Origin of the sequence: Paraburkholderia phymatum, from assembly GCF_040965635.1 — a bacterium.
In the GTDB taxonomy this organism is placed as follows: domain Bacteria; phylum Pseudomonadota; class Gammaproteobacteria; order Burkholderiales; family Burkholderiaceae; genus Paraburkholderia; species Paraburkholderia phymatum_B.
In genome coordinates this window covers 604,283-627,655 of the sequence record NZ_JBFRCH010000001.1, presented here as the reverse complement: position 1 = coordinate 627,655, position 23,373 = coordinate 604,283, and the positions used below count along the sequence as shown (strand labels likewise).

General features: G+C 63.7%; 20 protein-coding genes. 7 read left to right on the top strand and 13 right to left on the bottom strand.

Going from position 1 to position 23,373, the window contains the following annotated elements; translation table 11 throughout:
• Positions 1 to 15: 15 nt before the first annotated feature.
• The 4 genes from AB4Y32_RS02840 to AB4Y32_RS02825 form a co-directional block, all read right to left on the bottom strand.
• Positions 16 to 1,017 carry an ABC transporter permease gene (locus AB4Y32_RS02840; RefSeq protein WP_368719874.1) on the bottom strand — a complete coding sequence of 334 codons (1,002 nt, stop codon included), beginning with the start codon at positions 1,015 to 1,017 and terminating at the stop codon, positions 16 to 18.
• The gene (locus tag AB4Y32_RS02835) at positions 1,004 to 2,539 is read right to left on the bottom strand and encodes a sugar ABC transporter ATP-binding protein (protein ID WP_368719873.1); all 1,536 of its coding nucleotides are present in this window, start codon (positions 2,537 to 2,539) and stop codon (positions 1,004 to 1,006) included. Before AB4Y32_RS02835 ends, AB4Y32_RS02840 begins: the two co-directional genes overlap by 14 nt.
• Positions 2,540 to 2,608: 69 nt before the next feature.
• Positions 2,609 to 3,568, bottom strand: a complete 960-nt coding sequence (locus AB4Y32_RS02830) for an ABC transporter substrate-binding protein (RefSeq protein ID WP_368719872.1) — start codon at positions 3,566 to 3,568, stop codon at positions 2,609 to 2,611.
• An 87-nt stretch (positions 3,569 to 3,655) separates the two neighbouring features.
• Positions 3,656 to 4,678 carry an AraC family transcriptional regulator gene (locus AB4Y32_RS02825; protein ID WP_368719871.1) on the bottom strand — a complete coding sequence of 341 codons (1,023 nt, stop codon included), beginning with the start codon at positions 4,676 to 4,678 and terminating at the stop codon, positions 3,656 to 3,658.
• Positions 4,679 to 5,229: 551 nt separating this feature from the next.
• Between AB4Y32_RS02825 and dalD the strand changes: the two genes are divergently transcribed.
• The 3 genes from dalD (at position 5,230) to AB4Y32_RS02810 (ending at position 9,512) form a co-directional block, all read left to right on the top strand.
• Positions 5,230 to 6,651, top strand: coding sequence for a D-arabinitol 4-dehydrogenase (gene dalD / locus AB4Y32_RS02820; protein WP_368719870.1), 1,422 nt, complete (start codon positions 5,230 to 5,232; stop codon positions 6,649 to 6,651).
• Positions 6,652 to 6,938: 287 nt separating this feature from the next.
• Positions 6,939 to 8,423, top strand: a complete 1,485-nt coding sequence (gene xylB / locus AB4Y32_RS02815) for a xylulokinase (RefSeq protein WP_368719869.1) — start codon at positions 6,939 to 6,941, stop codon at positions 8,421 to 8,423.
• Positions 8,424 to 8,534: 111 nt separating this feature from the next.
• On the top strand, positions 8,535 to 9,512 hold the full coding sequence (locus tag AB4Y32_RS02810; protein ID WP_368719868.1) for a sugar-binding transcriptional regulator: 978 nt from the start codon (positions 8,535 to 8,537) through the stop codon (positions 9,510 to 9,512).
• 47 nt (positions 9,513 to 9,559) lie between these two features.
• On the opposite strand, the gene AB4Y32_RS02805 is transcribed toward AB4Y32_RS02810, so the two are convergent.
• From AB4Y32_RS02805 to AB4Y32_RS02775, 7 genes are all read right to left on the bottom strand, one after another.
• Positions 9,560 to 11,365 carry a tetratricopeptide repeat protein gene (locus tag AB4Y32_RS02805; RefSeq protein WP_368719867.1) on the bottom strand — a complete coding sequence of 602 codons (1,806 nt, stop codon included), beginning with the start codon at positions 11,363 to 11,365 and terminating at the stop codon, positions 9,560 to 9,562.
• A gap of 298 nt (positions 11,366 to 11,663) precedes the next feature.
• Complete coding sequence (locus AB4Y32_RS02800) at positions 11,664 to 12,773, bottom strand: ABC transporter ATP-binding protein (protein ID WP_368719866.1); 1,110 nt, start codon at positions 12,771 to 12,773, stop codon at positions 11,664 to 11,666.
• A 154-nt stretch (positions 12,774 to 12,927) separates the two neighbouring features.
• Positions 12,928 to 13,623 (bottom strand): HAD family hydrolase, encoded by a 696-nt coding sequence (locus AB4Y32_RS02795; RefSeq protein ID WP_368719865.1) that lies wholly within the window; start codon positions 13,621 to 13,623, stop codon positions 12,928 to 12,930.
• Complete coding sequence (locus AB4Y32_RS02790; protein WP_368719864.1) at positions 13,620 to 14,486, bottom strand: carbohydrate ABC transporter permease; 867 nt, start codon at positions 14,484 to 14,486, stop codon at positions 13,620 to 13,622. The genes AB4Y32_RS02795 and AB4Y32_RS02790 overlap by 4 nt, the downstream gene beginning before the upstream one ends.
• A complete protein-coding gene (locus AB4Y32_RS02785; protein ID WP_368719863.1) occupies positions 14,483 to 15,427 on the bottom strand; it encodes a carbohydrate ABC transporter permease in 945 nt (314 codons plus the stop codon). Before AB4Y32_RS02785 ends, AB4Y32_RS02790 begins: the two co-directional genes overlap by 4 nt.
• A gap of 186 nt (positions 15,428 to 15,613) precedes the next feature.
• On the bottom strand, positions 15,614 to 16,936 hold the full coding sequence (locus AB4Y32_RS02780; RefSeq protein WP_368719862.1) for a sugar ABC transporter substrate-binding protein: 1,323 nt from the start codon (positions 16,934 to 16,936) through the stop codon (positions 15,614 to 15,616).
• Positions 16,937 to 17,029: 93 nt separating this feature from the next.
• Complete coding sequence (locus tag AB4Y32_RS02775; protein ID WP_368719861.1) at positions 17,030 to 17,812, bottom strand: L-iditol 2-dehydrogenase; 783 nt, start codon at positions 17,810 to 17,812, stop codon at positions 17,030 to 17,032.
• A 280-nt stretch (positions 17,813 to 18,092) separates the two neighbouring features.
• On the opposite strand from AB4Y32_RS02775, the gene AB4Y32_RS02770 reads away from it, so the two are divergent.
• The 4 genes from AB4Y32_RS02770 to AB4Y32_RS02755 are packed head-to-tail and all read left to right on the top strand — an operon-like array spanning position 18,093 to position 21,307.
• Complete coding sequence (locus tag AB4Y32_RS02770; RefSeq protein WP_368719860.1) at positions 18,093 to 18,602, top strand: Fur family transcriptional regulator; 510 nt, start codon at positions 18,093 to 18,095, stop codon at positions 18,600 to 18,602.
• Positions 18,603 to 18,655: 53 nt separating this feature from the next.
• Positions 18,656 to 19,585: a metal ABC transporter solute-binding protein gene (locus AB4Y32_RS02765; RefSeq protein WP_368719859.1), complete on the top strand. Its 930-nt coding sequence runs from the start codon at positions 18,656 to 18,658 to the stop codon at positions 19,583 to 19,585.
• Positions 19,582 to 20,523, top strand: coding sequence for an ABC transporter ATP-binding protein (locus AB4Y32_RS02760; RefSeq protein ID WP_368719858.1), 942 nt, complete (start codon positions 19,582 to 19,584; stop codon positions 20,521 to 20,523). The genes AB4Y32_RS02765 and AB4Y32_RS02760 overlap by 4 nt, the downstream gene beginning before the upstream one ends.
• Positions 20,516 to 21,307 carry a metal ABC transporter permease gene (locus AB4Y32_RS02755; RefSeq protein WP_368719857.1) on the top strand — a complete coding sequence of 264 codons (792 nt, stop codon included), beginning with the start codon at positions 20,516 to 20,518 and terminating at the stop codon, positions 21,305 to 21,307. Before AB4Y32_RS02760 ends, AB4Y32_RS02755 begins: the two co-directional genes overlap by 8 nt.
• Positions 21,308 to 21,373: 66 nt before the next feature.
• On the opposite strand, the gene fghA is transcribed toward AB4Y32_RS02755, so the two are convergent.
• Positions 21,374 to 22,219 carry an S-formylglutathione hydrolase gene (gene fghA, locus AB4Y32_RS02750; RefSeq protein ID WP_368719856.1) on the bottom strand — a complete coding sequence of 282 codons (846 nt, stop codon included), beginning with the start codon at positions 22,217 to 22,219 and terminating at the stop codon, positions 21,374 to 21,376.
• 11 nt (positions 22,220 to 22,230) lie between these two features.
• On the bottom strand, positions 22,231 to 23,337 hold the full coding sequence (locus tag AB4Y32_RS02745) for an S-(hydroxymethyl)glutathione dehydrogenase/class III alcohol dehydrogenase (RefSeq protein ID WP_368719855.1): 1,107 nt from the start codon (positions 23,335 to 23,337) through the stop codon (positions 22,231 to 22,233).
• Positions 23,338 to 23,373 lie beyond the last annotated feature (36 nt).

The window sequence follows — 23,373 nt, the reverse complement described above, 5'->3', positions numbered from 1 at the left end:
GAGTGGAAAGGGAATTCACTTCTTGCGGTCGCGGCTGATGTAGATCGCGAGCAGAATGATTCCGCCCTTGATCACGTTCTGCACGTATGGATTCACGCCGACCATGTTGAGCCCGTTGTTCAGCACGCCGAGCAGCAGCGCGCCGATCAGCGTGCCGATGATCGAGCCGCGTCCGCCCGAAATCGACGTGCCACCCATCACGACCGCAGCAATCGCATCGAGCTCGAAGCCGACGCCTGCATTCGGCTGGCCGCTCATCAAGCGCGACGTGAGCACGATGGCCGCGAACGATGAAGTGAGCCCCGCAAGCGTGTAGACGATCAGCTTCACGCGAGCGACGCGCACGCCGGAAAGACGCGTCGCCTGCTCGTTGCCGCCGATCGCGTACACGTAGCGTCCGAACGGCATGCGTTCGAGCAGCAGCCACGCGATCGCATAGACGACGAGCATGATCAGCACGGGTGCCTGAATGCCGAACACCTTGCCGCTGCCGAAGAAGCTCACCCAATCGGGCAGGCCGTCGATCGGATAGCCGCCCGTGTAGATCAGCGCGAGGCCGCGCGCAATGCCCATCGTCGCGAGCGTGACGATGATGGGCGGCATGCCCGCGAACGCAACGAAGAAGCCGTTCCCGAAGCCGAAGCCGAGCCCGACGGCAATGCCGATCGCGATCGCCGCAACGCCGTTGAGCCCCGCCACCATCAGGCCCGCCGCGAGCGTGCCGGAGAGCGCCATCACGGAACCGACGGACAGGTCGATGCCGCCCGTCAGGATCACGGCCGTCATGCCGACTGCGATGATCGCGTTGATCGACACCTGACGCAGCACGTTCTCCAGGTTCGCTGCCGACAGAAAGCTGTCGCTCGCGAACACCATCGCGATGCACACGACGAGCAAACCGATGAACGGATAGAACAGCGTCGAGCGTTTGATGCTCGACCAGTTCAGGCGTAACGGTGCACCTGGGGTATTGGACGCGACGGTCGATGTCTTGGGGGAAGTGTCAGGCGTGTTCATGCTGTGTTGCTCCACGAGTGCCGGCTGTTGCACCAGCGGTTGCATAAGTCATCACGGCATTCGATTCGATCTGGTCGCCTTCGAGCATCGCTTCGATGCGCCCTTGCCGGAACACGGCGACGCGATCGCACATGCCGACGATCTCCGGCAGTTCCGACGAGATCATGATGATCGAGTAGCCACGCGCAGTGAGTTCGCGCATCAGCAGATAGATTTCCGCTTTCGCGCCGACGTCGATGCCGCGCGTCGGTTCGTCGAAGATCAGTATGTTGGTGTGGTGATTGAGCCAGCGCGCGATCACCACTTTCTGCTGATTGCCGCCCGACAGCGTCACGACTTCGGTGTTCATCGTCGGTGCCTTTACGCCGACGCGCTTCATGATGTCCGCGGTTGCGCGCGCTTCGCTGCCGTGATCGATGAAGAAGCGCGAGGTGCGGTACTTGCCGAGGTTGTTGATCGAGATGTTCTGCTTGATCGAGAACGACGTGATCAGCCCTTCCGTCTTGCGGCTTTCGGGCAGGATGCCGATGCCCGATTTCAATGCGTCGGCGGGATCGGACAGATTCGCCGGCGCGCCGTTGATGCGAATGTCCTTCACGTGCGCCGCATCCGCGCCGATGACGGCGAGCGCCGTCTCCGTGCGCCCCGAGCCGACGAGTCCCGCAAAGCCGAGTATTTCGCCTTCGCGCAGCGTGAAGCGGTTCACGTGGCCGTCCTTGTGCAACTGCAATGCGTTCACTTCGAGCACGACCTTCGCATCGGCGGGCAGCGCGGGCTTCGGCGGAAAGCTGCTTTCGATCTTGCGCCCCACCATCATCTCGACGAGCCGGCCGACATCCGTCTTCGCCACATCCGTCATGTCGACATACTGACCGTCGCGCAGCACCGTGATGCGGTCGCACACTTCGAAAATCTCTTCGAGGTGGTGCGAGATGAAAATCATCGCGACGCCATGCCGCTTCAGGTCGCGCATGATCGTGAACAGATGCTCGGCTTCGGCGGGCGTGAGCGTCGCGGTCGGTTCGTCGAGAATCAGGATGCGCGCGTTCAGCGACAGCGCCTTGCCGATTTCGACGAACTGCTGCTGCGCGACGGACAACTCGCGAATCGGCACGGACAGATCGATCGCGACGCCGAGTCGCTCGAATATCTCAGCCGCCGCGCGCCGCATCCGCGCGCGATCGAGCATGCCGAAGCGATTGCGCAGTTCGCGTCCGAGGAACATGTTCTCGACGGCGTTCAGGTACGGAATCAGGCTGAACTCCTGAAACACGATACCGACGCCCGCCGCGACGGCATCGTGATAGTTCGCAAAGTGTCGCGCTTCGCCGTCGATCACGATCGTGCCGTCGTCGGGCTGATAGATGCCGCACAGGATCTTCATCAGCGTCGACTTGCCCGCGCCGTTCTCGCCGAGCAGCGCGTGAATCTCGCCGCGCGCGATCTCGAGATGAATGCGCTGCAACGCCTTCACGCCCGGAAAGCTCTTCGTGATGTTGTCGAGTTTGAGAACCGTGTCCATCGCGTTTCCTTGTTCATGCAGTGACGCTTGCTTGAAGAAACAAGCGTCACTGCATACGCAACACATCGCTTACCAGCTGAAGCCCTTCGCGTTGTCCTTGTCGACGAGCTTCACGTCGACGGGAATCGCCTTCGGCACATTGGCGCCCCACTTCTTCGCGAGCGCCACGCCGATCGCAAGACGGATCTGATCACGCGGGAATTGCGCGGACGTTTCGATGAACTTCGAGTTCGGCTTCTGGATCGCGGTGATCGCTTCGGGCGCGCCGTCGACGCTCGTCAGCTTGATGTCCTTACCCGACGATTCGATCGCGGACAATGCGCCCATCGAGCCGCCGTCGTTCACGCTGAAGACGCCCTTCAGGTTCGGATGCGCCTGGATCATGTTCTCGGTGACGGACAGCGCGGTCGCGCGCTCCTGCTTGCCGTTCTGCGTATCGACGAGCTTCACGTTGGGGAACTTCGAGAGCGCCGCCTTGCAGCCGCGCACGCGTTCGAGAATCGGCACGACGGGAATGCCGTCCAGAATCGCCACTTCGCCGCTGCCGCCGATCGCTTTCGCGAGGTACTCGCACGACATCTGCCCCGCGTCGAAATTCTTCGAGCCGACGAACGAATCGACGGGACCGTTCGCGTTCGCATCGACGGCGACGACCACGGCGCCCGCTTTCTTCGCCGACGTCACGGCCGACTGGATACCCGTCGAATCGGTCGGATTCACGAGCAGAATGTCGATCTTCTTCTGCAGCATGTCTTCGACGTCGCTCACCTGCTTGCTCACGTCGTGATGCGCATCGGTGACGACGACCGTCGCACCGATCGATGCGGCCGCATCGTTCAGCGCTTTTTGCATCGTCACGAAGTACGGGTTGTTGAGTTCCTGGAACGTCATGCCGATTTTGAGCGGCGCGGCGTTCGCGCTCGCCGGTGCAAGAAGCGGCGCGCCGAGCATCACGGCGGCGAAGGTCAGCGCGGCACGCAGGCGCAATGTGCGCGAAGGGTGCGAAGGGTGCGAAGTGGTGTGCGTCATGGTTGTCTCCGTTTATGAGGATGAGTGCGTCCCTCGCGCGGTTTGCAGCGCGATGAGCAGGTGAAACGTCGGTGATGCTGAAGTGCTCTATGTCGTGGCGACGGGCGAACCCAGAGGCGGATACGCCGAGGGCGCGGCGCGTGGCTGAGCGTGCGCATGGCTGCGCGCCTGCACGGCGGGAACGATCGAAGGCGCGTTCGCGATGCCCTTGCCGAGCGCCGCCGCGGCTTCGGAAGCGGTGCGGCTCGCGTCGTTCAGTTGCTGGAAGCGTCGGAACTTCGACGGGGCCATGCCCTTCGCCGTGAGAAACTGCCGGTTGAAGTTCGACAGGTTGTTGAAGCCGACCTTGTAGCAGATGTCGGTGACGCTCAGTTCGTCATCCATCAGCAGCTGACACGCGAGATTGATGCGCATGCGGTTCACGTACTGCACGAACGGCAGTCCCGTATGGCGGCGGAAGTATCGCGAGAAGGCGCTCACGCTCTGCCCCGCGAGTTGCGCGAGATCGGATTCGCGCAGCTCCGACGCGAGGTTCTTGCCGATATACGACAGCACGTGGTTGATGCGCGTCGACGCATAGCTGGTCGGGTCGCTCTGATACGCGGGGCTCGCGAGCAGTTCGCGGTCGCTCGCGTTCAGCAGGATTTCCATCATCGACAGGAACAGCACGATGCGGCGCAGGCCGCGCGCTTCGAGCAGCTCCATGAAGAGCGGCTGGATCGCGGCGCTCGTCTGCGCGCCGAACGACACGCCGCGCCGTGAATCGGCGAGCAGCGCTTCGAGCGTGCGCCATTCAGGGAAGCTCTCAGTGCAATGCGCGACGAAGTCCTGGCCGAACTGCACGACGAGATTGCGTTGCGCGATCGTCACGCCTTCGGGCACTTCGCTGACCCAGTTGTGCGGCAGGTTCGGCCCCATCAGCACGAGATTGCCCGGCGCGAAACTGCCGATGTAGTCGCCGACGAACATCTTGCCCGTCGTCGCGACGATCAGATGGATTTCGAATTCCGGATGGAAATGCCAGCGCACCGTGCGGTACGGAAAGCCGTGATACCACGCCTTGAACGACTCGTCGCGGCGCACGCTCACCAGTTCGAGATCGGGTTGCACGTCGGTCCTCCTCCTGTTGCTTCGTCCGGCGCATTGCGTTCAGGTCTTGCGCGAGCGCCATCGGGTTCATTGCTTTTGTGTAGCGAAAGTTAGACCCCGAGCGCAGTCGCGGCCACTAGAAATGAGACCGCCTACTGATACTTTTTTGCATTCGGGTTAGTCCTGGCCTTCTGGCTGTCAAATTTGATGCAATGCAACAGCTGGCCGATCGACCGCTTTCCAACGTCTGACGGGTAGCGCATGAGCCGTTGAAAATCCCGTCCCGCCGCGCTGCGCAACGATTCGCCGTAAAAAAGCATCGTCCTTCGCCTTGACTTTCGATCGGCCGGATACGATCATTAGTTCACGTTGAGAGCAAATGCTCTTCGCTTCGAGTCGTCGGCTCATGCCGCCGAGAGACAGCTTCTAGACTTATCCCAAGTAACGCACGCGAAAGACCGTGCACATAAGACTTCACTAGCATCGGACCCGGGCAACGCACGGAACGGGAGTCAGCGCGAAAGCGCCAACGCCCGTCGACATGCCAACCCGGGTCGACACAGGAGACGCACATGAACAGCGGCCAAAGCAGCGGCGCGAGTAACGAGGCAAGCGCGCAGGTGATTCTGCACATCGGCGCGGGATCGTTTCATCGCGCGCATCAGGCGTGGTATCTGCACCGGCTCAACGAAGCGAGTCAGCCTGGCGACACGCACTGGTCGCTCACGGTCGGCAATATCCGCAGCGACATGAATGCCGTCGCCGATGCGCTGGCCGCGCAAAACGGCGCCTACACGCTCGAAACCGTCACGCCGCAAGGCAAGCGCGACTATGAGACGATCCGCTCGATCAAGCGTGTGGTGCCGTGGTCGGCGAATCTCGATGGGCTCGTCGAAGCGGGCGCCGATCCCGCGTGCAGGATCATCGCGTTCACTGTGACGGAAGGCGGCTACTACCTCGACGAACACGACAAGCTCGACACGGCGAATCCCGATCTGTCCGCCGATCTGAGCGGCGCGCGCACCACGATCTACGGCGCGCTCGCCGCGATTCTCGAAGCGCGTATGCAGCGCGGCGCCGGCCCCGTCACGCTGCAGACCTGCGACAACCTGCGCAGCAACGGAGAGCGTTTCCGCGCGGGCATGACCGAGTTCCTGGAGCGGCGCGGCTCGAGCGCGCTGCGTCAATGGTTCGATGCGAACACGGCATGCCCGAACTCGATGGTCGACCGGATCACGCCGCGCCCGACACCCGATGTACGCGAGCGCGTGAAGGCGGCGACGGGCATCGACGACGCGTGCCCCGTGATGGGCGAATCGTTCATCCAATGGGTGATCGAGGATCACTTCGTCGCCGGGCGGCCGGCGTGGGAGCTGGTCGGCGCGGAGCTGGTCGAATCGGTGCTGCCGTATGAGGAGGCGAAGATCCGCATTCTGAATGCAACGCACAGCTGCATCGCGTGGGCGGGCACGCTGGCCGGTCTCTCGTATATCCATGAGGGCACGCTCGATCCCGAGATCCGCCAGTTCGCGCACGACTACGTGACGCAAGACGTGATCCCCTGCCTCACGCCGAGTCCGCTCGATCTCGCGAAGTACCGCGATGTCGTGCTCGAACGCTTCGGCAATCCTTATATCCAGGACACGAATCAGCGCGTCGCCGCCGATGGCTTCTCGAAGATTCCCGGCTTCATCGCGCCGACGCTGTCCGAGTGCTTCGAGCGCAAAGTCGAGCCGAACGCGACGGCGATGTTGCCCGCCCTCTTCTTCCGCTTTCTCGACAGATGGCAGCGCGGCCAGTTGACGTACACGTATCAGGACGGCGTGATGGACGAGAGCGTTGCGCGCGGCTTCTTCAAGGCATCCGATCCGGTGCAGGCTTATTGCGCGGACCGTCTGCTCTGGGGCAGCATGGCGGGCACGGCTTCGCTCGAAAAAGTGGTGCGTGCGGCGCTCGAACGCGTCGATGCGTGGCTCGCGAGGCGCGGCGCTTGAAGCTGGCTGATATCGGCCGGCTGAAGTTGGCTCGCTGAACTCGGCCGGCTGAACTCGGCCGGCTGAAGTTGGCTTGCCGAACTCGGCTGAACGAAGTCGCTGAGGCCGTCGACGTCGCCTTGCTCGACACACGACAGCATGGCCGCGCGTGATGCTGCCTCCACGCGCGGCCGTTCCCATTGATCGCCGCTTTCGAAGCCTGCAATGCGTCAGGTCTATTGCGCATGGCATCGCCAGCGGCATGCGGCTAAAGTAGCGCATCTCCTACCGACGAAGGTTTCGCGCCCATGTATCTCGGCATCGACCTCGGCACGTCCGAAGTGAAAGTTCTGCTGCTCGCGTCCGACGGACGCGTGATCGGCACGGCAGGCTCCCCGTTCACCGTTTCGCGTCCGCATCAGCGCTGGTCGGAACAGAACCCGTCCGACTGGTGGCAAGGCACGCGCACCGCCCTCTTCGCATTGCGCGACCGTTACCCTGAACAGTTCGCGCAGATTCGCGGCATCGGGCTGTCGGGACAGATGCACGGCGCGGTGCTGCTCGACAACGAAGACCGCGTGCTGCGTCCCGCGATCCTGTGGAACGACATGCGCGCCGTCGAGGAGTGCGATGAGCTGTACCGGCGCGCGCCGGACCTGCATCGCATCGCCGGCAATCTGGCGATGCCCGGCTTCACCGCGCCCAAGCTGCTGTGGGTCGCGCGCCACGAGCCGGAAATCTTCAGGCAGACGGCCTGCGTGCTGCTGCCCAAGGACTATCTGCGCCTTCAACTGACGGGCGACAAAGTCTCCGATCCATCCGATGCAGCGGGCACGCTATGGCTCGACGTCGCGCGGCGCGACTGGTCCGATACGCTGCTTGCCGCCTGCGATCTGAATCGCTCGCATATGCCGCGTCTCGCGGAAGGCAGTGCGCCGTCGGGCATGCTGCGTCCCGAACTCGCGCGCGAGCTGGGCTTGCGCGAGCCCGTCGTGGTCGCGGCGGGCGGCGGCGACAATGCGACGAGCGCGATCGGCATCGGCGCGACGCAGCCGGGCGACGGCTTCGTGTCGCTCGGCACGTCGGGCGTGTTGTGCGTGATCGGCAACAGCTTCAGGCCGAATCCGGAGTCGGCTGTGCACGCGTTCTGTCATGCGATTCCCGACCGCTGGCATCAGATGAGCGTGGTGCTGTCGGCTGCAAGCTGCCTGCGCTGGGTCTGCAAGCTGACGTCGACTGATGAGCCGACGCTGCTCGCCGAAGTCGAAAAGCTGCCCGACGACGCGCTCGCGACTGCGCCGCTCTTCCTGCCGTACCTGTCCGGCGAGCGCACGCCGCACAACGATCCGTATTCGCAAGGCGTGTTCTTCGGCATGACGCACGCGACCGATCGCGCGCTGCTCGGCTATGCGGTGCTCGAAGGCGTGACGCTCGCGCTGACGGACGGGCTCGACGCGTTGCGCGCGGCGGGCACCGAAGTGAGCGCGCTGTCGCTCTTGGGCGGTGGCGCGCGCAGCAACTACTGGGCGCAACTGCTCGCCGATTCGCTGAACACGGCGACGCGCAAGCATGGCGGCGGCGAAACGGGCGCGGCGCTGGGCGCGGCGCGTCTGGGCTGGCTCGCGGCGGGCGGCGATCCGTCGACGGTGCTGACCAAGCCGCCCGTCGAAATCGAATTCACGCCGAACGCGCGGCGTCATGCCGTGCTGCGCGAGCGGCTCGCCAGCTATCGCGCGCTGTATCGGCACGTGAAGCCGATGTTCGCGCCCGCGCGCGACGCGAACGCCGCGTAGTGAGTCCGTGATGCGCACTACGACGAATGCGTACGGCATGCAGCACACCAGAACGACCGATGCGGGCTTCCTGGTGTTACGCGCTTCGGCGCAATCCTGAGCGAACCCATCGTGCCCAAGTCCACTGAAAAGCTCGATCTCGCGACGCGCGCCGCGTGGCTCTACTACGTCGCCGGCAATACGCAGAACGAGATCGCCGAAAAACTGCAGGTGTCGCGGCCCGTCGCGCAGCGGCTGGTCGCGTTCGCCGTCGAGAAGAACCTGATCCGCGTGCGCGTCGATCATCAGCTTGCGGACTGCCTGTCGCTCGCCGCGCAGTTGTCGAAGCGCTACGGGCTGTCGATGTGCGAAGTCGTGCCCGTCGACAACGACAACCCCGAAGAGATCGACCGCAAGCTCGCCGTCGCGGGCGCGCAGGTGATGGAACGCTATCTCGGCGAAGAACGGCCGATGGTCGTCGCCGTGAGCAGCGGGCGTACGCTGAAGGCCGTCGTCGATCAGGTCGCGCAACTGGAGCGGCCGCAGCATCGGCTCGTGTCGATGGTCGGCGCGATCGCGCAGGACGGCTCGTCGAACCGCTACGACGTCGCCCTGCACATCTCCGAGAAAACAGGCGGCAAGCACTTCCTGCTGCCCGCGCCGCTGATCGCCGACAGCGAAGCGGAACGCGCGCAGTGGTGCAATCACCGTCTGTACCGGATCGTCGAGTCGCTGTCGGGCGAGGCGGATGTGGCGTTCGTCGGCATCGGCAATATCGGCTTGCATTGTCCGCTCCATGAGGACGGCTTCATCACGTCGGATGAGGTGGAGGAACTGGTGTCGCTGGGCGCCGTCGCCGAATTGCTCGGCCTGCCCATCGATGCCGACGGCGCGCGCGTCGAATCGCCGACGGGCCGCCGCGTGACGAGCTTGCGGCTCGATTCGCCGCCGAAGCGTCCCGTGATCGGTTTCGCGGGCGGCGAGCGCAAGCGCGATGCGGTGATTGCCGCGCTCAAGGGCGGCTGGCTGTCGGGACTCGTCACCGACGAGCTGTGCGCGCGCACCGCGCTGAATCACGGCGCGGATGTGTCCGTCGCGTCACGCGCTTGATGGGAGGAAGCTAGCGCGGCTCGAAGCGATCGGAGCGCCTGAATCGCTCAAGGCGCTTCGAGTGCGCTGCGCAGCGATTCGATCACAGGCGTCCAGTCGCCTAACACCTGCTGCCTGAAAAGACGCGCAGTCGGATACCACGGGTTGTTCTCGCCCGACATCATCCAGCGCCAGTCGGCCTGCTTCGGCAGCATCACCCACACCGGCTTGCCGAGCGCGCCCGCCAGATGCGCAACGGATGTATCGACGGTGATGACGAGATCCAGACACTCGATGACGGCCGCCGTCGCGTCGAAGTCGTTCAGCAGCTGACCGAGCGCGCAGATCGGCCAGCGATGCGCGAGCCCGTCGAGCTGCGCCTCCGCCGTGCCCTTCTGCATGGCGAACCATGCGAGGCCGCGCACCGACGCGAGCGATTCGAGCGCCGCGAGAGGCGCCGAACGGTACACGTCAAGATAGTGCTGCGGATTGCCCGCCCACACGAGCCCGATCTTCTTGCGCTCGCCCGCAGCTTGCCCGAGCCGCTCGCGCCAGACGGCGACCTGCGCCGCATCCGCCGACAGATACGGCACCGCGTTCGGGATCGTGTCGTCGGCAAGCCACGCGGGCACGCTCATCATGCGGCAGGTGTAGTCGTAGCCGCCGTCGGGCTGGCTCGTCACCACGCGGTTCACACCGGGCATGCGGGAGATGAGAGGCGCCAGTTCGTTGCTGGTCCACACGTCGACGGTGGCGCCGAGATCGCGCAGCACATCGGCATAACGGATGAACTGCAACTGATCGCCGGCACCCTGCTCGCGCGCGAGCAGAAAGCGCTTGCCGCCGATCGGCTCGCCCTGCCATTCGGGCATGCCGAGCTTCGGGTAGTCGAGCAGGCCGCCCGGCGTGGTCTTGCGATGCTCGTAATACGACCAGCCACGGCGGAAATTCCCGCGCCGCAATTCGGACATGCCGAGCAGTTTGTATGCGTTGGATAGGTCGTGACTGAGTTCGATCGCGCGGCGCAGATGATCGTCGGCTTCGTCGTAGCGCGACAGACACGTCAGCGTGAAGGCCACGTTGTTGTGCAGCGTCGGCGAGTCTGGCGCGATCTCCAGCGCGCGAGTGTAGATCGCAAGCGCGTCGTCGAACTTCAGTTGCGCATCCGTTGCGAATGCGAGGCCGAACAGCGCGTGGATATCGTGCGGCTCCTGCTGCAATGCGCGTTGAAAAACGTCGGCCGCCTCCGTATGCCGGCGCGCCGCGTTCAACGTTACGCCCAGTCCGCGCAGCCCCCGCATGTCCTGCGGCGCCAATTGCTCCACATACTGATAGGCAGCAACCGCCTCGTGCGGACGCGATAGTTCTTCGAGCAGATCCGCACGGCCGAGCGCCGCTTCGAAGAGATCGCTCTCCAGTTCAACGGCCCGCTGGAAACTGGCCAGCGCCTCTTCACCCTTGCCCATGCGCCGTCGCACCTTGCCGAGATTGCTGTGCGCCAGCGCATGTTGCGGCGCGTACTCGACGGCCTTGCTGAAGAATCGCTCCGCGCCTTCATCGTCGCCGCGCGCGAGGGCCGCGATGCCGCGATCGATCAGGCAATCCGCATCGTGCGGGTCCAGCGCGAGCGCCGCATCGAAGCGTTCGATCGCGCGCTCGATGTCCTCGCGCTGCAGGTACAGCACGCCCAGCATGTAGAGCGTGCTCGCGTCGCACGGCTGCGCGTCCAGAATCGCGCGATATGCCTGTTCGGCGCAATCGAACCGGCCCGCGCGATGAAGCGCAAGCGCATTTTCGACCGGATTGTCGACCGTGTTCCCGGCAGTCGATGTCGTAACGGTTTCTTGTTGCGGAAAGGCGGGGATGTTGTGCATGGCGTCTCGGGTCGTCGGCGGCACGCACATGCACGCGCGATTCGGATTGCAATCGCGTTGAGGCGTATTCGACGGGGATGGACGGGAAATCGACAGAACGCGTCGGGCCGCTTGGCCTCAGGCGTCCCGTCAGACGATGCACAATTTTGATATGGAATAGGTCGCGGAAATATCGGATAAGTCTGAGTCTGCAAAAGCGAGGCGCCGTTGTCCGCCGTCACCTTTGCGGCAACAGCGGAACAACGGCGCCCGTATCTATGCGTTCGAACAGCGTTGGTTCAGCACCAGGCTCGTTCAATCAGGCCGCAAGCACCTCGACGATCTTGCGCTGGAACGCCTGGCCGTCGCTGTTGAACAGATGGCAATGATCGGGCGTTGCGCCGAGCCGGATCGTCGCGCCTTTCTCGTGCCGTTCAAGCGGCGGAATGCGCGCGATCAGGCCATCGGGCGCGACGCTGCTTTCGGCGTACAGATACGCCGCATCGCCGAGCGATTCGACGGCCATGATGCGCGCCGACACGCCATAGTCCGCCACGTCGATATGCAGATGCTCGGGCCGGATGCCGACCGTCACCTTGTCGCCCTCTTTCGCGCGGCCCGCTTCGACCAGCACGAGCTGCGTCTCGCCCGTTTCGTACTTCACGAGCACGCCGTTCGCCGACACCGACTGCACGACGCCTTCGAGGAAGTTCATCTTCGGCGAGCCGATGAAGCCCGCGACAAAGCGGTTAGCAGGCGCGTGATACAGCGTGTTCGGGCTGCCCACCTGCTCCAGATTGCCCGCCGACAGCACGACGATCTTGTCCGCGAGCGTCATCGCCTCGACCTGATCGTGCGTGACGTAGATCATCGTCGTCTTGAGCTCGTCGTGCAGACGCGCGAATTCGAGGCGCATCTTCACGCGCAGCGCGGCATCGAGGTTCGACAGCGGTTCGTCGAAGAGGAACACCTTCGGCTTGCGCGTGATCGCGCGGCCAATCGCGACGCGCTGCCGCTGGCCGCCCGACAGCTGCTTCGGCTTGCGTTCGAGCAGATGATCGATGTGCAGGATCTTCGCGGCGTTGCGCACGGCGGCGTCGATCTCCGGCTTCTTCGTGCCCGCGAGCTTGAGGCCGAACGCCATATTGTCGTACAGCGTCATATGCGGATACAGCGCGTACGACTGGAACACCATCGCAATGCCGCGCTTGGCGGGCGGCACGTCGTTCATGCGCGTGCCGTCGATCTGCAGATCGCCGGCCGTGATGTCTTCGAGGCCGGCGATCATCCGCATCAGCGTGGACTTGCCGCAGCCGCTCGGCCCGACGAACACAACGAACTCGCCGTCCTGAATGTCGAGGTTGATGTCGCGCATCACCTCGTTGTCGTCGTAGGCCTTTCTGATGTTGCGCAGAGTTACGCTTGCCATGATGTGTCTCCATTGTCGACGGACGTTCGCGCTTTAGCGTCTACTTCCGTCCCATGCAAAATAGTTGCTGCTTCTCTACTACGTTCAATCGCTTTGCCGGAAAGCGTGCTTCGTGCGATGCCCGTCCGATCATCACGCGACCTTCATGCGATCTTCACGCGACCGTTATGCGCTGCATCCAGTCCGCGACCAGTCCCGGCAATTGCCTCATGTCGTCGAATACCTGTTGCGCGCCCACGCGGTGCAGCGCGCCGATCTGCTCGTCGCTCGCATGGCCGCCGCCGATGAATCCATACACCGTCATGCCCGCCGCCGTCGCCGCCGTCACGCCCGTCACGCTGTCCTCGATGACGAGGCATGCGTCGGCGCTCACGCCCAGTCCGCGCGCGGCGGCAAGATAGACGTCGGGCGCGGGCTTCGGTTGCGCGACGGCATCCGCGCAAAACAGCCGGTTGCCGAAATGCCGGACGAGGCCCGTGCGCGCCAGCGCCGCTTCGACGTACGCGCGAAAGCTGTTGCTCGCGCAGGCCTTCGTGAGCGGAATGCTCGCGAGCGCCGCCTCGATGCCGTCGACCATCGGCGCCTTCACGGCTGCGGCTTCGACTGCGATGCGAATCGCGGCGATGTCCGTGGGCGTCAACGTCTTGCCCAGTTGCGTCGCCGTGCCTTGCAGCACGCTCTCGATGCGCAAGCCCAGCAACGGCATCACGACGGGCGCCACGTCGGCGTCGGGCCAGCGCGCTTCGAGCTCGTGCACGAGCATCGCGGCCGCGACGGCTTCGCTGTCGATCAGCACGCCGTCGCAATCGCAAATCAAAGCCAGCTTCGCGTCGGTTCTGATATCCGTCACTTGACCGCCCCGAACGTAAGGCCGCGCACCAGCTGCTTCTGCGAAACCCAGCCGACGATCAGGATAGGAGCGACGGCCAGCAGCGACGCCGCCGACAGCTTCGCCCAGAACAGGCCTTCAGGGCTCGAATACGACGCGATGAATACAGTGAGCGGCGCGGCGTTCGAACTCGACAGGTTGATGCTCCAGAATGCCTCGTTCCACGACAGAATCACGAGCAGGAGCGCCGTCGACGCGAGCCCCGGCAGCGCCATCGGCATCAGCAGATAGACGATCTCCTGCCACGTCGCGGCGCCATCGATGCGTCCCGCTTCGAGAATGTCGCGCGGTATTTCGGCGAAGTACGTGAACGCCATCCACACGGCGATCGGGAGATTGATCAGCGTATAGACGATCACGAGGCCCGTGACGGTATCGAGCAGTCCGCTGTTCTTCCACAGCAGATAGATCGGCACCAGCACGCCGACGGACGGCATCATCTTCGTCGACAGCATCCACAGCAGCACTTTTTGCGTGCGTCGGGTCGGGAAGAACGCCATCGCATACGCACACGGCACGGCGAGGATCAGGCACAGCAGCGTCACGCCGACCGAGATCAGGATCGAGTTCCACGCGAAGCCGAAGTAATTGCTGCGCGCGAACACCTCGCGGAAGCTGTCGAGCGTCGGCACGAAGAAGAGCGACGACGCGTACGCCTGCTGCTCGGTCTTGAATGCCGTGATCGTCATCCAGAAGATCGGGAAGAACAGCAGCAACGCGAGCAGCCACGCGATGATGCCGGGAATGCTGCGCCGGATGACGGCGAGCGGCGAAGCGGCCGACGACTGAGTCGTCGTAACGGGTGTAGCGGCAACCTGGCTCATTTTTCATACTCCCCTTTCAGGTTCTTCGCGAGCATGCGCACGAGGAAGAACGAAACGATATTCGCGAGCACCACGGCGAGAATCCCGCCTGCCGATGCGAGGCCGACGTCGAACTGTTGCAGGCCCAGCGCGTAGATCAGGTACGACAGGTTAGTCGTCGCGTTGCCCGGACCGCCGCCCGTCGTCGTGTAGATTTCGGCGAAGATCGACAGCAGGAAAATGGTTTCCATCATCACGACCACGGCGATCGCCCGCCTCAGGTGCGGCAGCGTGATGAAGAAGAACATCGAGAACGGACCAGCGCCGTCGATCTTCGCCGCTTCCTTCTGCTCCTGGTCGAGCGACTGGATCGCCGTGAACAGAATGAGGAACGCGAACGGCAGCCACTGCCACGCGACGATGATGATCACGGCCGTCAACGGATAGTCGGCGAACCAGTCGACGGGTGTGAGGCCGATCGAACGCATGCCCTGCGCGACGAGGCCATATACCGGGTGCAGGATCATGTTCTTCCAGATCAGCGCGCTCACCGTCGGCATCACGAAGAACGGTGCGATCGCGAGCAGCCGCGCAATGCCCTGCCCATAGAACTTACGGTCGAACAGCACCGCCATCAGCACGCCGCCGACCACGGTGATGACCAGCACGGCGACGATCAGTTGCAGCGTGTGCAGGATCGACGGACCGAATGCAGGATCACTGGCGAGGAATTTGTAGTTGTCGATACCCGTGAAACCTTTTTCATCCGGATTCAGCAGGTTGTAGCGCGAGAACGAAAACCAGATCGTCATCGCGAGCGGTATCGTCATCCACAGCACGAGGAGGCCTACGGATGGCGAAACGAGCCAGCGCGCGTGCGCGGCCTTGCGCTCCTCTCGCTCGTGTTCTGTTTGGGGCTGGGGTTGTGCGTGCATGAGGGGTAGACGCAAATGAAGACGCATGATGGACCACCTCTTCGGTAGTGCGCGGGTCGCGGGGCTTGCGACTCGCTGTGCTGCCAGGGTCCGGCTGACGGTGCGCAGTCAGCCGGTGCGTTACATCGTTACGGCCTGGTTTCGAGGCTAGGGGCTGGGTACGCCGCTTGCGCCAGGGGAAACGCAAACGACGTGCCCCTTTTCACTTCATCGTTATTTCTGGTAGCCGGCCTGCTTGACGGCGCGGTCTGCTGTCGCGTTGCCGGCTGCGAGCGCCTGATCGACGGACATCTGGCCCGCGATGGCGCCCGAGATGCTCTGACCGACCACCGTGCCGAACGACTGGAACTCAGGGATGCCAACGAACTGCACGCCTGTGTACGGCACCGGCTTGGCCGTCGGATGGTTCGGGTCAGCCGTTTCGATGGCCTTCAGCACGAAGTCGGCGAACGGCGCGGCCTGCTTGTACTCGGGACGCGCATACGTCGACTGGCGCGTGCCCGGCGGCACCGAGGCCCAGCCTTCATCCTTCGCGACGAGTTCGATGTACTGCTTCGACGTCGCCCACGTGATGAACTTCTTCGCGGCATCGGCCTGCTTCGAGGACTTCGGAATCGCGAGCGCCCATGCCCACAGCCAATGCGAGCCGTTCGGCGTCGCCTGGGTCGGCGCGGCCGCGAAGCCGACCTTGTCTGAGATCTGTGATTGCTGCTTGTTGTAGAGCATGCCCGCCGCGACCGTCGCGTCGATCCACATCGCGCACTTGCCCGACGACATCAACGTGAGGTTCTCGTTGAAGCCGTTCGAGCTCGCACCCGGAGGCCCGTCCTTCTTCAGCAGGTCGGTATAGAACGAGACGGCTTTTTTCCATTCGGGCGACTTCAACTGCGCATTCCACTTTTCGTCGAACCAACGGCCGCCGAACGTGTTCACGAGCGTCGTCACATACGCCATGTTCTCGCCCCAGCCGGCCTTGCCGCGCAGGCAGATGCCGTAGGTGCCCGCCGATTTGTCGGTGAGCTTGTCGGCGAACTGGGCGATCTGGTCATACGTCGGGTTGTCGGGCATCTTCAGGCCCTTCGCCGCGAACAGATCCTTGCGGTAGTACGTCATCGAGCTTTCGACGTAGAACGGCAGCGCGTACAGCGTGCCGTTGTATGAAAGACCGTCGCGCGCCGTCTTCACGACATCGTTCAAGTCGTAATCGGCGGGCAGGCCCGTGAGCGGCGCGAGCCAGCCGCGCTTGCCCCACTGCGGCGTTTCATAGGCGCCGATCGTCATCACGTCAAACTGGCCGCTGCCCGTCGTGATGTCGGTCGTCGCGCGCTGACGCAGCACGTTTTCTTCCAGAATCACCCAGTTCAGCTTGATGTCGGGATTCGCTTTCTCGAATGCCGGCGACAGCTTCTTCAGCTCGATCATGTCCGGGTTGTTCAACGTCGCGATCGTCACGGTCGCCGCGTTCGCGCTGAACGCGGCGCACGCGAGCGCCGCGGCGCCGAACACATTGAGCGCGGGTTTGAAGGTGGGCTTCATAATTTGTCTCCTTTATTCGTACGTGCGTTTTGGTACGTGGCCGGCGGGTGCGCGCAGGACGCCGGAAATCGGATGCCGGTGAATGAATGACGGTCAGCTCATCCAGTTGCCGCCGTCGACGTTCAGGGTTTGCGCGGTGATGTAATCCGCATCCGAAGATGCGAGGAACAACGCCGCCCCCGTCAGATCCGCAGGCAGCCCCATCCTGCCCAGCGGCACCGCTTCACCGACGAGACGCTTCTTCTCGCCGAGCGGCCGGTTCTCGTAACGCGCGAAAAGGGCATCGACCTGATCCCACATCGGCGTATCGACGACGCCCGGAGCAATGCCGTTCACGTTGATTTTGTGAGGCGCGAGCGCCAGCGCGGCCGATTGCGTATAGCTCAGCACGGCAGCCTTGGTCGCGCAGTAGTGCGACACGAGCGCCTCGCCGCGGCGGCCCGCCTGCGACGACATGTTGATGATCTTGCCGCCGTGTCCCTGCTCGACCATGCGCTGCGCGACGGCCTGCATCAGGAAGAACATGCCCTTCACGTTGACGGCGAAGAGCTTGTCGAAGATGTCCCAGGATTCGTCGAGCAGCGGGCGCATATCGAACAGCGCCGCGTTGTTGAAAAGAATGTCGATCTGGCCGAAGCGCTGCACCGTCCCGTCGACGATGCGCGCAATGTCTTCACGGCGTGTCACGTCCGCGCTGATCGTCTGCACACGCTCGGCTTCCGTTTCGCGCAGCGCGTACGCGAACTCGCCAGCCGGCTTCACGTCCACCAGCACGCAGCGCGCTCCCTCCTCGAGATAGCGGCGGGCCACCGCCTCGCCGATACCGCTCGCTGCGCCCGTCAGAATCGCCACTTTGCCTTGCAGTCGGGCTGTCACAACCTGTCTCCGGTTCGTTTGCTTCTTCGAATCAGCATGAGCGAACGCTCATTTTCCGAGCAATTGCTCTCATTGTGATCGAATGATCGGATACACGTCCGGTCATGTCAAGGCGCGTCGCGCAATTTCGATGGTGCAGCGCGGCAGCGTCAAAAGGCTCGCGATATAGGCGCTTCTTTCTAAGAATCGGCGATGACTTTGCAACGGGCAATGACAATTTTTCGAGATACGTTATATCATTGCGCCTTCGTTCATTCCGATGCTGCCCGGAGGTCGTGACATGGCCCGCTCATCCGATGCTCGCGCTTTCCATGACGCGGCCTGTCCCGGCGGTCAGGCCGCGCCGTCTGTCGACAAGCTCGCGCGCAAGCTGGCCCGCGCCGATGCGCTCGCGGCCGAGCGCGGCCTCGCACTGACGACGCTGCGCCGCCAGGTCTATACGCTGATCGCGCAGAGCGAGCGCCCCGTCGGCGCATATGACCTGCTCGCAGGGCTGGAACCACAGCGCGGCCGCGTTCCACCGACCACGGTCTACCGTGTGCTCGAGTTTCTCGTCGAGCATGGCTTCGTGCATCGGATCGAATCGAAGAATGCGTACTTCGCGTGTTGCCAGATGGGCGAGCCGCATCAGAGCCAGTTCCTGATGTGCGAAGCGTGCGGCGAAACGGTTGAGATCCCCGGCGACGGCGTGGCCGCGCAGTTGTCGCACAGCGCACCCGGTTTCGAAGTGCATCACCAGGTCGTCGAACTGAGCGGGCTGTGCGCGGCGTGCAAGCACGCTCATCCATGACACCCGCACGTTTCGTTCAACCCGACGCCTCTCAAGCCACAGGTCAATCCGATATGAAGAAGAACAACCCGATGTGGAAGTTTCTGACGCGCGCCGCCGCTTCGACGCTGATGGCCGTCGCATTTACTCATGCCGCGCATGCTCAGGATGCGAAGATTCCCGTGGTCGCCGCGGAGAATTTTTATGGCGACGTCGTGCAGCAACTGGGAGGCGACCGCGTCGACGTGACGAGCATCCTGAGCAATCCCGACCAGGACCCGCATCTGTTCGAAGCGAGCCCGAAAACGGCGCGCGCGTTGCAGCGCGCGAGCCTTGTCGTCTACAACGGCGCCGATTACGATCCGTGGATGGCGAAGCTGCTGAACGCGTCGAAGAGCGACAAGCGCAAGGTGATCGTCGCGGCCGATCTCGTCGGCAAAAAGAGCGGTGACAATCCACATCTGTGGTACGACCCGGCGACGATGCCCGCCGTCGCCCGCGCGGTGAGCGCGGCGCTGGCAGCAGCCGACCCGTCGCACAAGGCCGTATACGATGCGAACCTCGCGAAGTTTCTCGATTCGCTCAAGCCGATGAACGACAAGATCGCCGCGCTGCGCAGCCAGTACGCGCACGCGAGCGTGACGGCAACCGAGCCGGTGTTCGGCTACATGTCCGATGCGATCGGACTCGATATGCGTAACCAGCGCTTTCAGCTTGCCGCGATGAACGACACAGAAGCGAGTGCATCGGACATCGCAGCATTCGAGCGCGATCTTCGCGAGCGACGCGTGCGCATTCTGATCTATAACAGCCAGGCAACGGAAGCCCTCACGAAACGCATGCTGAAAGTCGCGCAGCAATCGCACGTGCCGACGCTCAGCGTCACCGAGACGCAACCCGCCGGCAAGACCTTCCAGCAATGGATGCTGGCGCAGCTCGATGCGCTCGGAAACGCACTCGCCGCAGGCAACGGCGGCAGCGCGAACCAAGGAAAGACCCCATGAACATGCCTCGCCGCGCCGCATCGCCTGGCAACGCGCCCGTGCTCGAACTGGACCGCGTGACGCTCGAACTCGGCGACCGCAAGATCCTGCGCGACACCAGCTTCACGATCAATCAGGGCGAGTTCATCGGCGTGCTCGGACCGAACGGCGCGGGCAAGACGACGCTGATGCGCTCGGTGCTCGGGCTCGTCCCCGCTGCAAGCGGCACGGTGCGCGTGCTTGGCGAGCCCGTGGTGCGCGGCAATCCGTCGATCGGCTACATGCCGCAGACGCGCAGCGCGCTCGCCGGCCGGCGCGTGCGTGGGCGCGATTTCGTCGCGATGGCGGCCGACGGGCACCGCTGGGGCCTGCCCCACGCCGATACGAAGACGCGCGCCGACGTCGATCGCGTGCTCGAACTTGTGGGCGGCAGCGCGCTGGCTGCAAGGCCGTTGTCCGAACTGTCGGGCGGCGAACGGCAACGGCTGCTGCTCGCGCAATGTCTGCTCGGCCATCCGCGCCTGCTGCTGCTCGACGAGCCGCTGATCAGCCTCGATCCGCATCATCAGAAGTCGGTCGTCGAACTGGTGAAGCGCGTGCAGACGGAACTCGGCATCGCCGTGCTGTTCTCCGCGCACGAGCTGAATCCGCTGCTGCATGCGCTCAATCGCGTGCTGTATCTCGGCAATGGCGTCGCCGCGCTCGGCACTGTCGATGAAGTGATCACGAAGCCGGTGCTCTCGCGCCTCTACGGCTCGACCATCGAAGTGATGCGCGTGAACGGCCGTATCTTCGTGATGTCGGGCGACGTCGAAGTCGAGAAGCACGATCACGAGCACGAAGACGACGATCATCATCACGGCGAGCCGCACAGCCACGGGCATGCACATGACCACGCGCACGGCCACGGACATGCGCACGATTACGCCTCACGCGACGGACACACGCACGATGTTTGAATACGATTTCATGGTGAACGCCTTTGCAGCGTCGGGGATTGTCGCGGTGTTGTCGGGCATCGTCGGCTACTTCCTCGTGATGCGCGGGCAGACCTTCGCGGGACACGCGCTGTCGCACGTCGGCTTCACGGGCGCGACGGGCGCCGTGCTGATCGGCGTCTCGCCGATCTGGGGGATGATCGGCTTCACGCTCGCGGCGGGCGTCGGCATGGGCGCGCTCGGCGAAAAACTCGCGGGCCGCGATGTGGCAATCGGCGTGATCCTGTCGGTGGCGCTCGGCTTCGGTTTGCTTTTCCTGCACTTCTTCACCGCGTACGCGACGCAGGTCACGGCCTTGCTGTTCGGCAACGTGCTCGGCGTCAGTTCAGCGACGCTCGCCGTGCTCGCGGCGCTCGGCGTCGTCAGCCTGCTGGCGTTGGCGGCAATCATGCGGCCTTTGCTGTTCGCATCTTTGCAGCCGGAACTGGCGGAAGCGAAGGGCGTGTCGCTGCGGCTCGTGTCGGTGCTGTTTCTGGCGATTGCCGCGCTCGCGGTGGCCGCATGCACGCAGATCGTCGGCGTGCTGCTCGTATTTACATTGATGGTCGGACCGGCGGCGGCGGCGCAAAACCTGTCGACACGTCTTTCCGTCGGGCTCGTGGTCGCTGCACTGCTCGCGCTCGCGCAGGCGTGGATCGGCGTGACGCTCGCTTTCTACACCGACTGGCCGACGAGCTTCTGGATCACGTTGCTCGCGGCGCTGGTGTATGGCGCGAGCCTGATGGCGCAACATATGCGCAGATAAAAAACGGGGTGGCTTGAAAGCCACCCCGTTTTGCTTCAGGCACCAGCGGCCTCGACGCGTTGACGATTAGCCGAGCAACACGTTCGCGTGATGCGCGAGATGATCCTCGATGAATGTCGAGATGAAGAAATAGCCGTGGTCGTAGCCTTCATGCCGACGCAGCGTGAGCGGCTGCCCCGCCGCGTTGCAGGCGGCCTCGAACACGTCGGGGTTGAGCTGCTCGGCGAGAAACTGATCGGCGAGGCCCTGATCGACCAGGATGCCTTGCGCGAACTTGCGTGTCGCCCTGCCGACCAGCTCGCTTGCGTCGTACTGCTTCCACGCCTCGCGATCCGCGCCGAGATAGCCGCTGAACGCCTTCTCGCCCCACGGACAGCGCATCGGCGCGGCAATCGGCGCGAACGCGGACACCGACCGATAGATGTCCGGATTGCGCAGCGCGAGCATCAGCGCGCCGTGCCCGCCCATCGAATGACCGAAGATGCCGAGTCTTTCACCATCGACGGGCAGTTCCTTGACGACCGTTTCGCGCAGTTCGTCCCGCACATACGAGTACATCCGGTAGTGCTTCGACCATTGCTCCTGTGTCGCGTCGACATAGAATCCCGCGCCGACGCCGAAGTCCCATGACGCGCTCTCGCCCGGCACGCCCGCGCCACGCGGACTCGTATCGGGCGCGATCAGCGCGATGCCATGCTGCGCGGCGAAGCGCTGCGCGCCCGCCTTGATCGGGAACGTCTCTTCGGTGCAGGTCAGGCCGGCGAGGTAGAAAAGCGCCGGCACCTTCCGCTGCGACGCCTCTTTCGGCATGAAGACCGAGAAGCGCATCGGCAGCCCGATCGCCTTCGACTCATGCCGGTAGATACGCTGCGTCCCGTCGAACGACGCATGCGATTCGATCAGTTCGAGCATCGCGCGCTCCTTTAGTAGATGACCACCGAGCGGATCGACTCGCCCTTCTTCATCAGGTCGAAGCCTTCGTTGATCTGGTCGAGCTTCAGGTGATGCGTGATCAGATCGTCGATGTTGATCTTGCCTTCCATGTACCAGTCGACGATCTTCGGCACGTCGGTGCGGCCGCGCGCGCCGCCGAACGCCGAGCCCTTCCACTGGCGGCCCGTCACCAGCTGGAACGGCCGCGTGCTGATCTCTTCGCCCGCCGCCGCCACGCCGATGATGAACGACTGGCCCCAGCCCTTGTGCGTGCACTCGAGCGCCTGGCGCATCAGTGTCGTATTGCCGACGCATTCGAACGAATAGTCCGCGCCGCCATCGGTGAGCTGCACGATATGGTCGACGACGTTCTCGACTTCCTTCGGGTTGATGAAGTGCGTCATGCCGAACTTCTTCGCCAGTTCGACGCGGCCCGGGTTGATGTCGACACCGATGATCCTGTCAGCACCTACCATTTTGGCGCCCTGGATCACATTGAGGCCGATGCCGCCCAGACCGAACACGACCACGTTCGCGCCCGCCTCCACCTTCGCTGAATAGACCACGGCACCGACGCCCGTCGTCACGCCGCAGCCGATGTAGCAGACCTTGTCGAACGGTGCGTCCTCGCGGATCTTTGCGACGGCAATCTCCGGCACGACGATGTAGTTCGAGAACGTCGACGTGCCCATGTAGTGATAGAGCGGCTTGCCGTCGAGCGAGAAGCGCGACGTCGAATCGGGCATCAGGCCCTTGCCTTGCGTCGAGCGGATCGCCTGACAAAGATTCGTCTTGCGCGAGAGGCAGAACTTGCACTGGCGGCACTCGGGCGTGTAGAGGGGAATCACGTGATCGCCCTTCTTCAGCGTGCCGACGCCCGGCCCCACATCGACGACGACGCCCGCGCCTTCGTGACCGAGAATGGCCGGGAAGAGGCCCTCGGGATCTGCACCGGACAGCGTGTAGTAGTCGGTGTGGCAAATGCCCGTCGCCTTCACTTCGATCAGCACTTCACCGGCACGCGGCCCTTCGAGATCGACTTCTTCGATCGTCAACGGTGCGCCGGCTTTCCATGCGATTGCTGCTTTCGTCTTCATCGTGAATGCTCTCCTGTGGTTCGCCAAGACTGTTCC

What these genes read in the sequence shown, in the direction of transcription:
- fghA (WP_368719856.1), bottom strand. Translation starts at nt 22,219, where the DNA reads ATGCTCGAACTGATCGAATCGCATGCGTCGTTCGACGGGACGCAGCGT.
- AB4Y32_RS02745 (WP_368719855.1), bottom strand. Translation starts at nt 23,337, where the DNA reads ATGAAGACGAAAGCAGCAATCGCATGGAAAGCCGGCGCACCGTTGACG.
- AB4Y32_RS02800 (WP_368719866.1), bottom strand. Translation starts at nt 12,773, where the DNA reads ATGGCAAGCGTAACTCTGCGCAACATCAGAAAGGCCTACGACGACAAC.
- AB4Y32_RS02755 (WP_368719857.1), top strand. Translation starts at nt 20,516, where the DNA reads ATGTTTGAATACGATTTCATGGTGAACGCCTTTGCAGCGTCGGGGATT.
- AB4Y32_RS02785 (WP_368719863.1), bottom strand. Translation starts at nt 15,427, where the DNA reads ATGCGTCTTCATTTGCGTCTACCCCTCATGCACGCACAACCCCAGCCC.
- AB4Y32_RS02830 (WP_368719872.1), bottom strand. Translation starts at nt 3,568, where the DNA reads ATGACGCACACCACTTCGCACCCTTCGCACCCTTCGCGCACATTGCGC.
- AB4Y32_RS02760 (WP_368719858.1), top strand. Translation starts at nt 19,582, where the DNA reads ATGAACATGCCTCGCCGCGCCGCATCGCCTGGCAACGCGCCCGTGCTC.
- AB4Y32_RS02765 (WP_368719859.1), top strand. Translation starts at nt 18,656, where the DNA reads ATGAAGAAGAACAACCCGATGTGGAAGTTTCTGACGCGCGCCGCCGCT.
- dalD (WP_368719870.1), top strand. Translation starts at nt 5,230, where the DNA reads ATGAACAGCGGCCAAAGCAGCGGCGCGAGTAACGAGGCAAGCGCGCAG.
- AB4Y32_RS02790 (WP_368719864.1), bottom strand. Translation starts at nt 14,486, where the DNA reads ATGAGCCAGGTTGCCGCTACACCCGTTACGACGACTCAGTCGTCGGCC.
- AB4Y32_RS02840 (WP_368719874.1), bottom strand. Translation starts at nt 1,017, where the DNA reads ATGAACACGCCTGACACTTCCCCCAAGACATCGACCGTCGCGTCCAAT.
- xylB (WP_368719869.1), top strand. Translation starts at nt 6,939, where the DNA reads ATGTATCTCGGCATCGACCTCGGCACGTCCGAAGTGAAAGTTCTGCTG.
- AB4Y32_RS02835 (WP_368719873.1), bottom strand. Translation starts at nt 2,539, where the DNA reads ATGGACACGGTTCTCAAACTCGACAACATCACGAAGAGCTTTCCGGGC.
- AB4Y32_RS02770 (WP_368719860.1), top strand. Translation starts at nt 18,093, where the DNA reads ATGGCCCGCTCATCCGATGCTCGCGCTTTCCATGACGCGGCCTGTCCC.
- AB4Y32_RS02780 (WP_368719862.1), bottom strand. Translation starts at nt 16,936, where the DNA reads ATGAAGCCCACCTTCAAACCCGCGCTCAATGTGTTCGGCGCCGCGGCG.
- AB4Y32_RS02805 (WP_368719867.1), bottom strand. Translation starts at nt 11,365, where the DNA reads ATGCACAACATCCCCGCCTTTCCGCAACAAGAAACCGTTACGACATCG.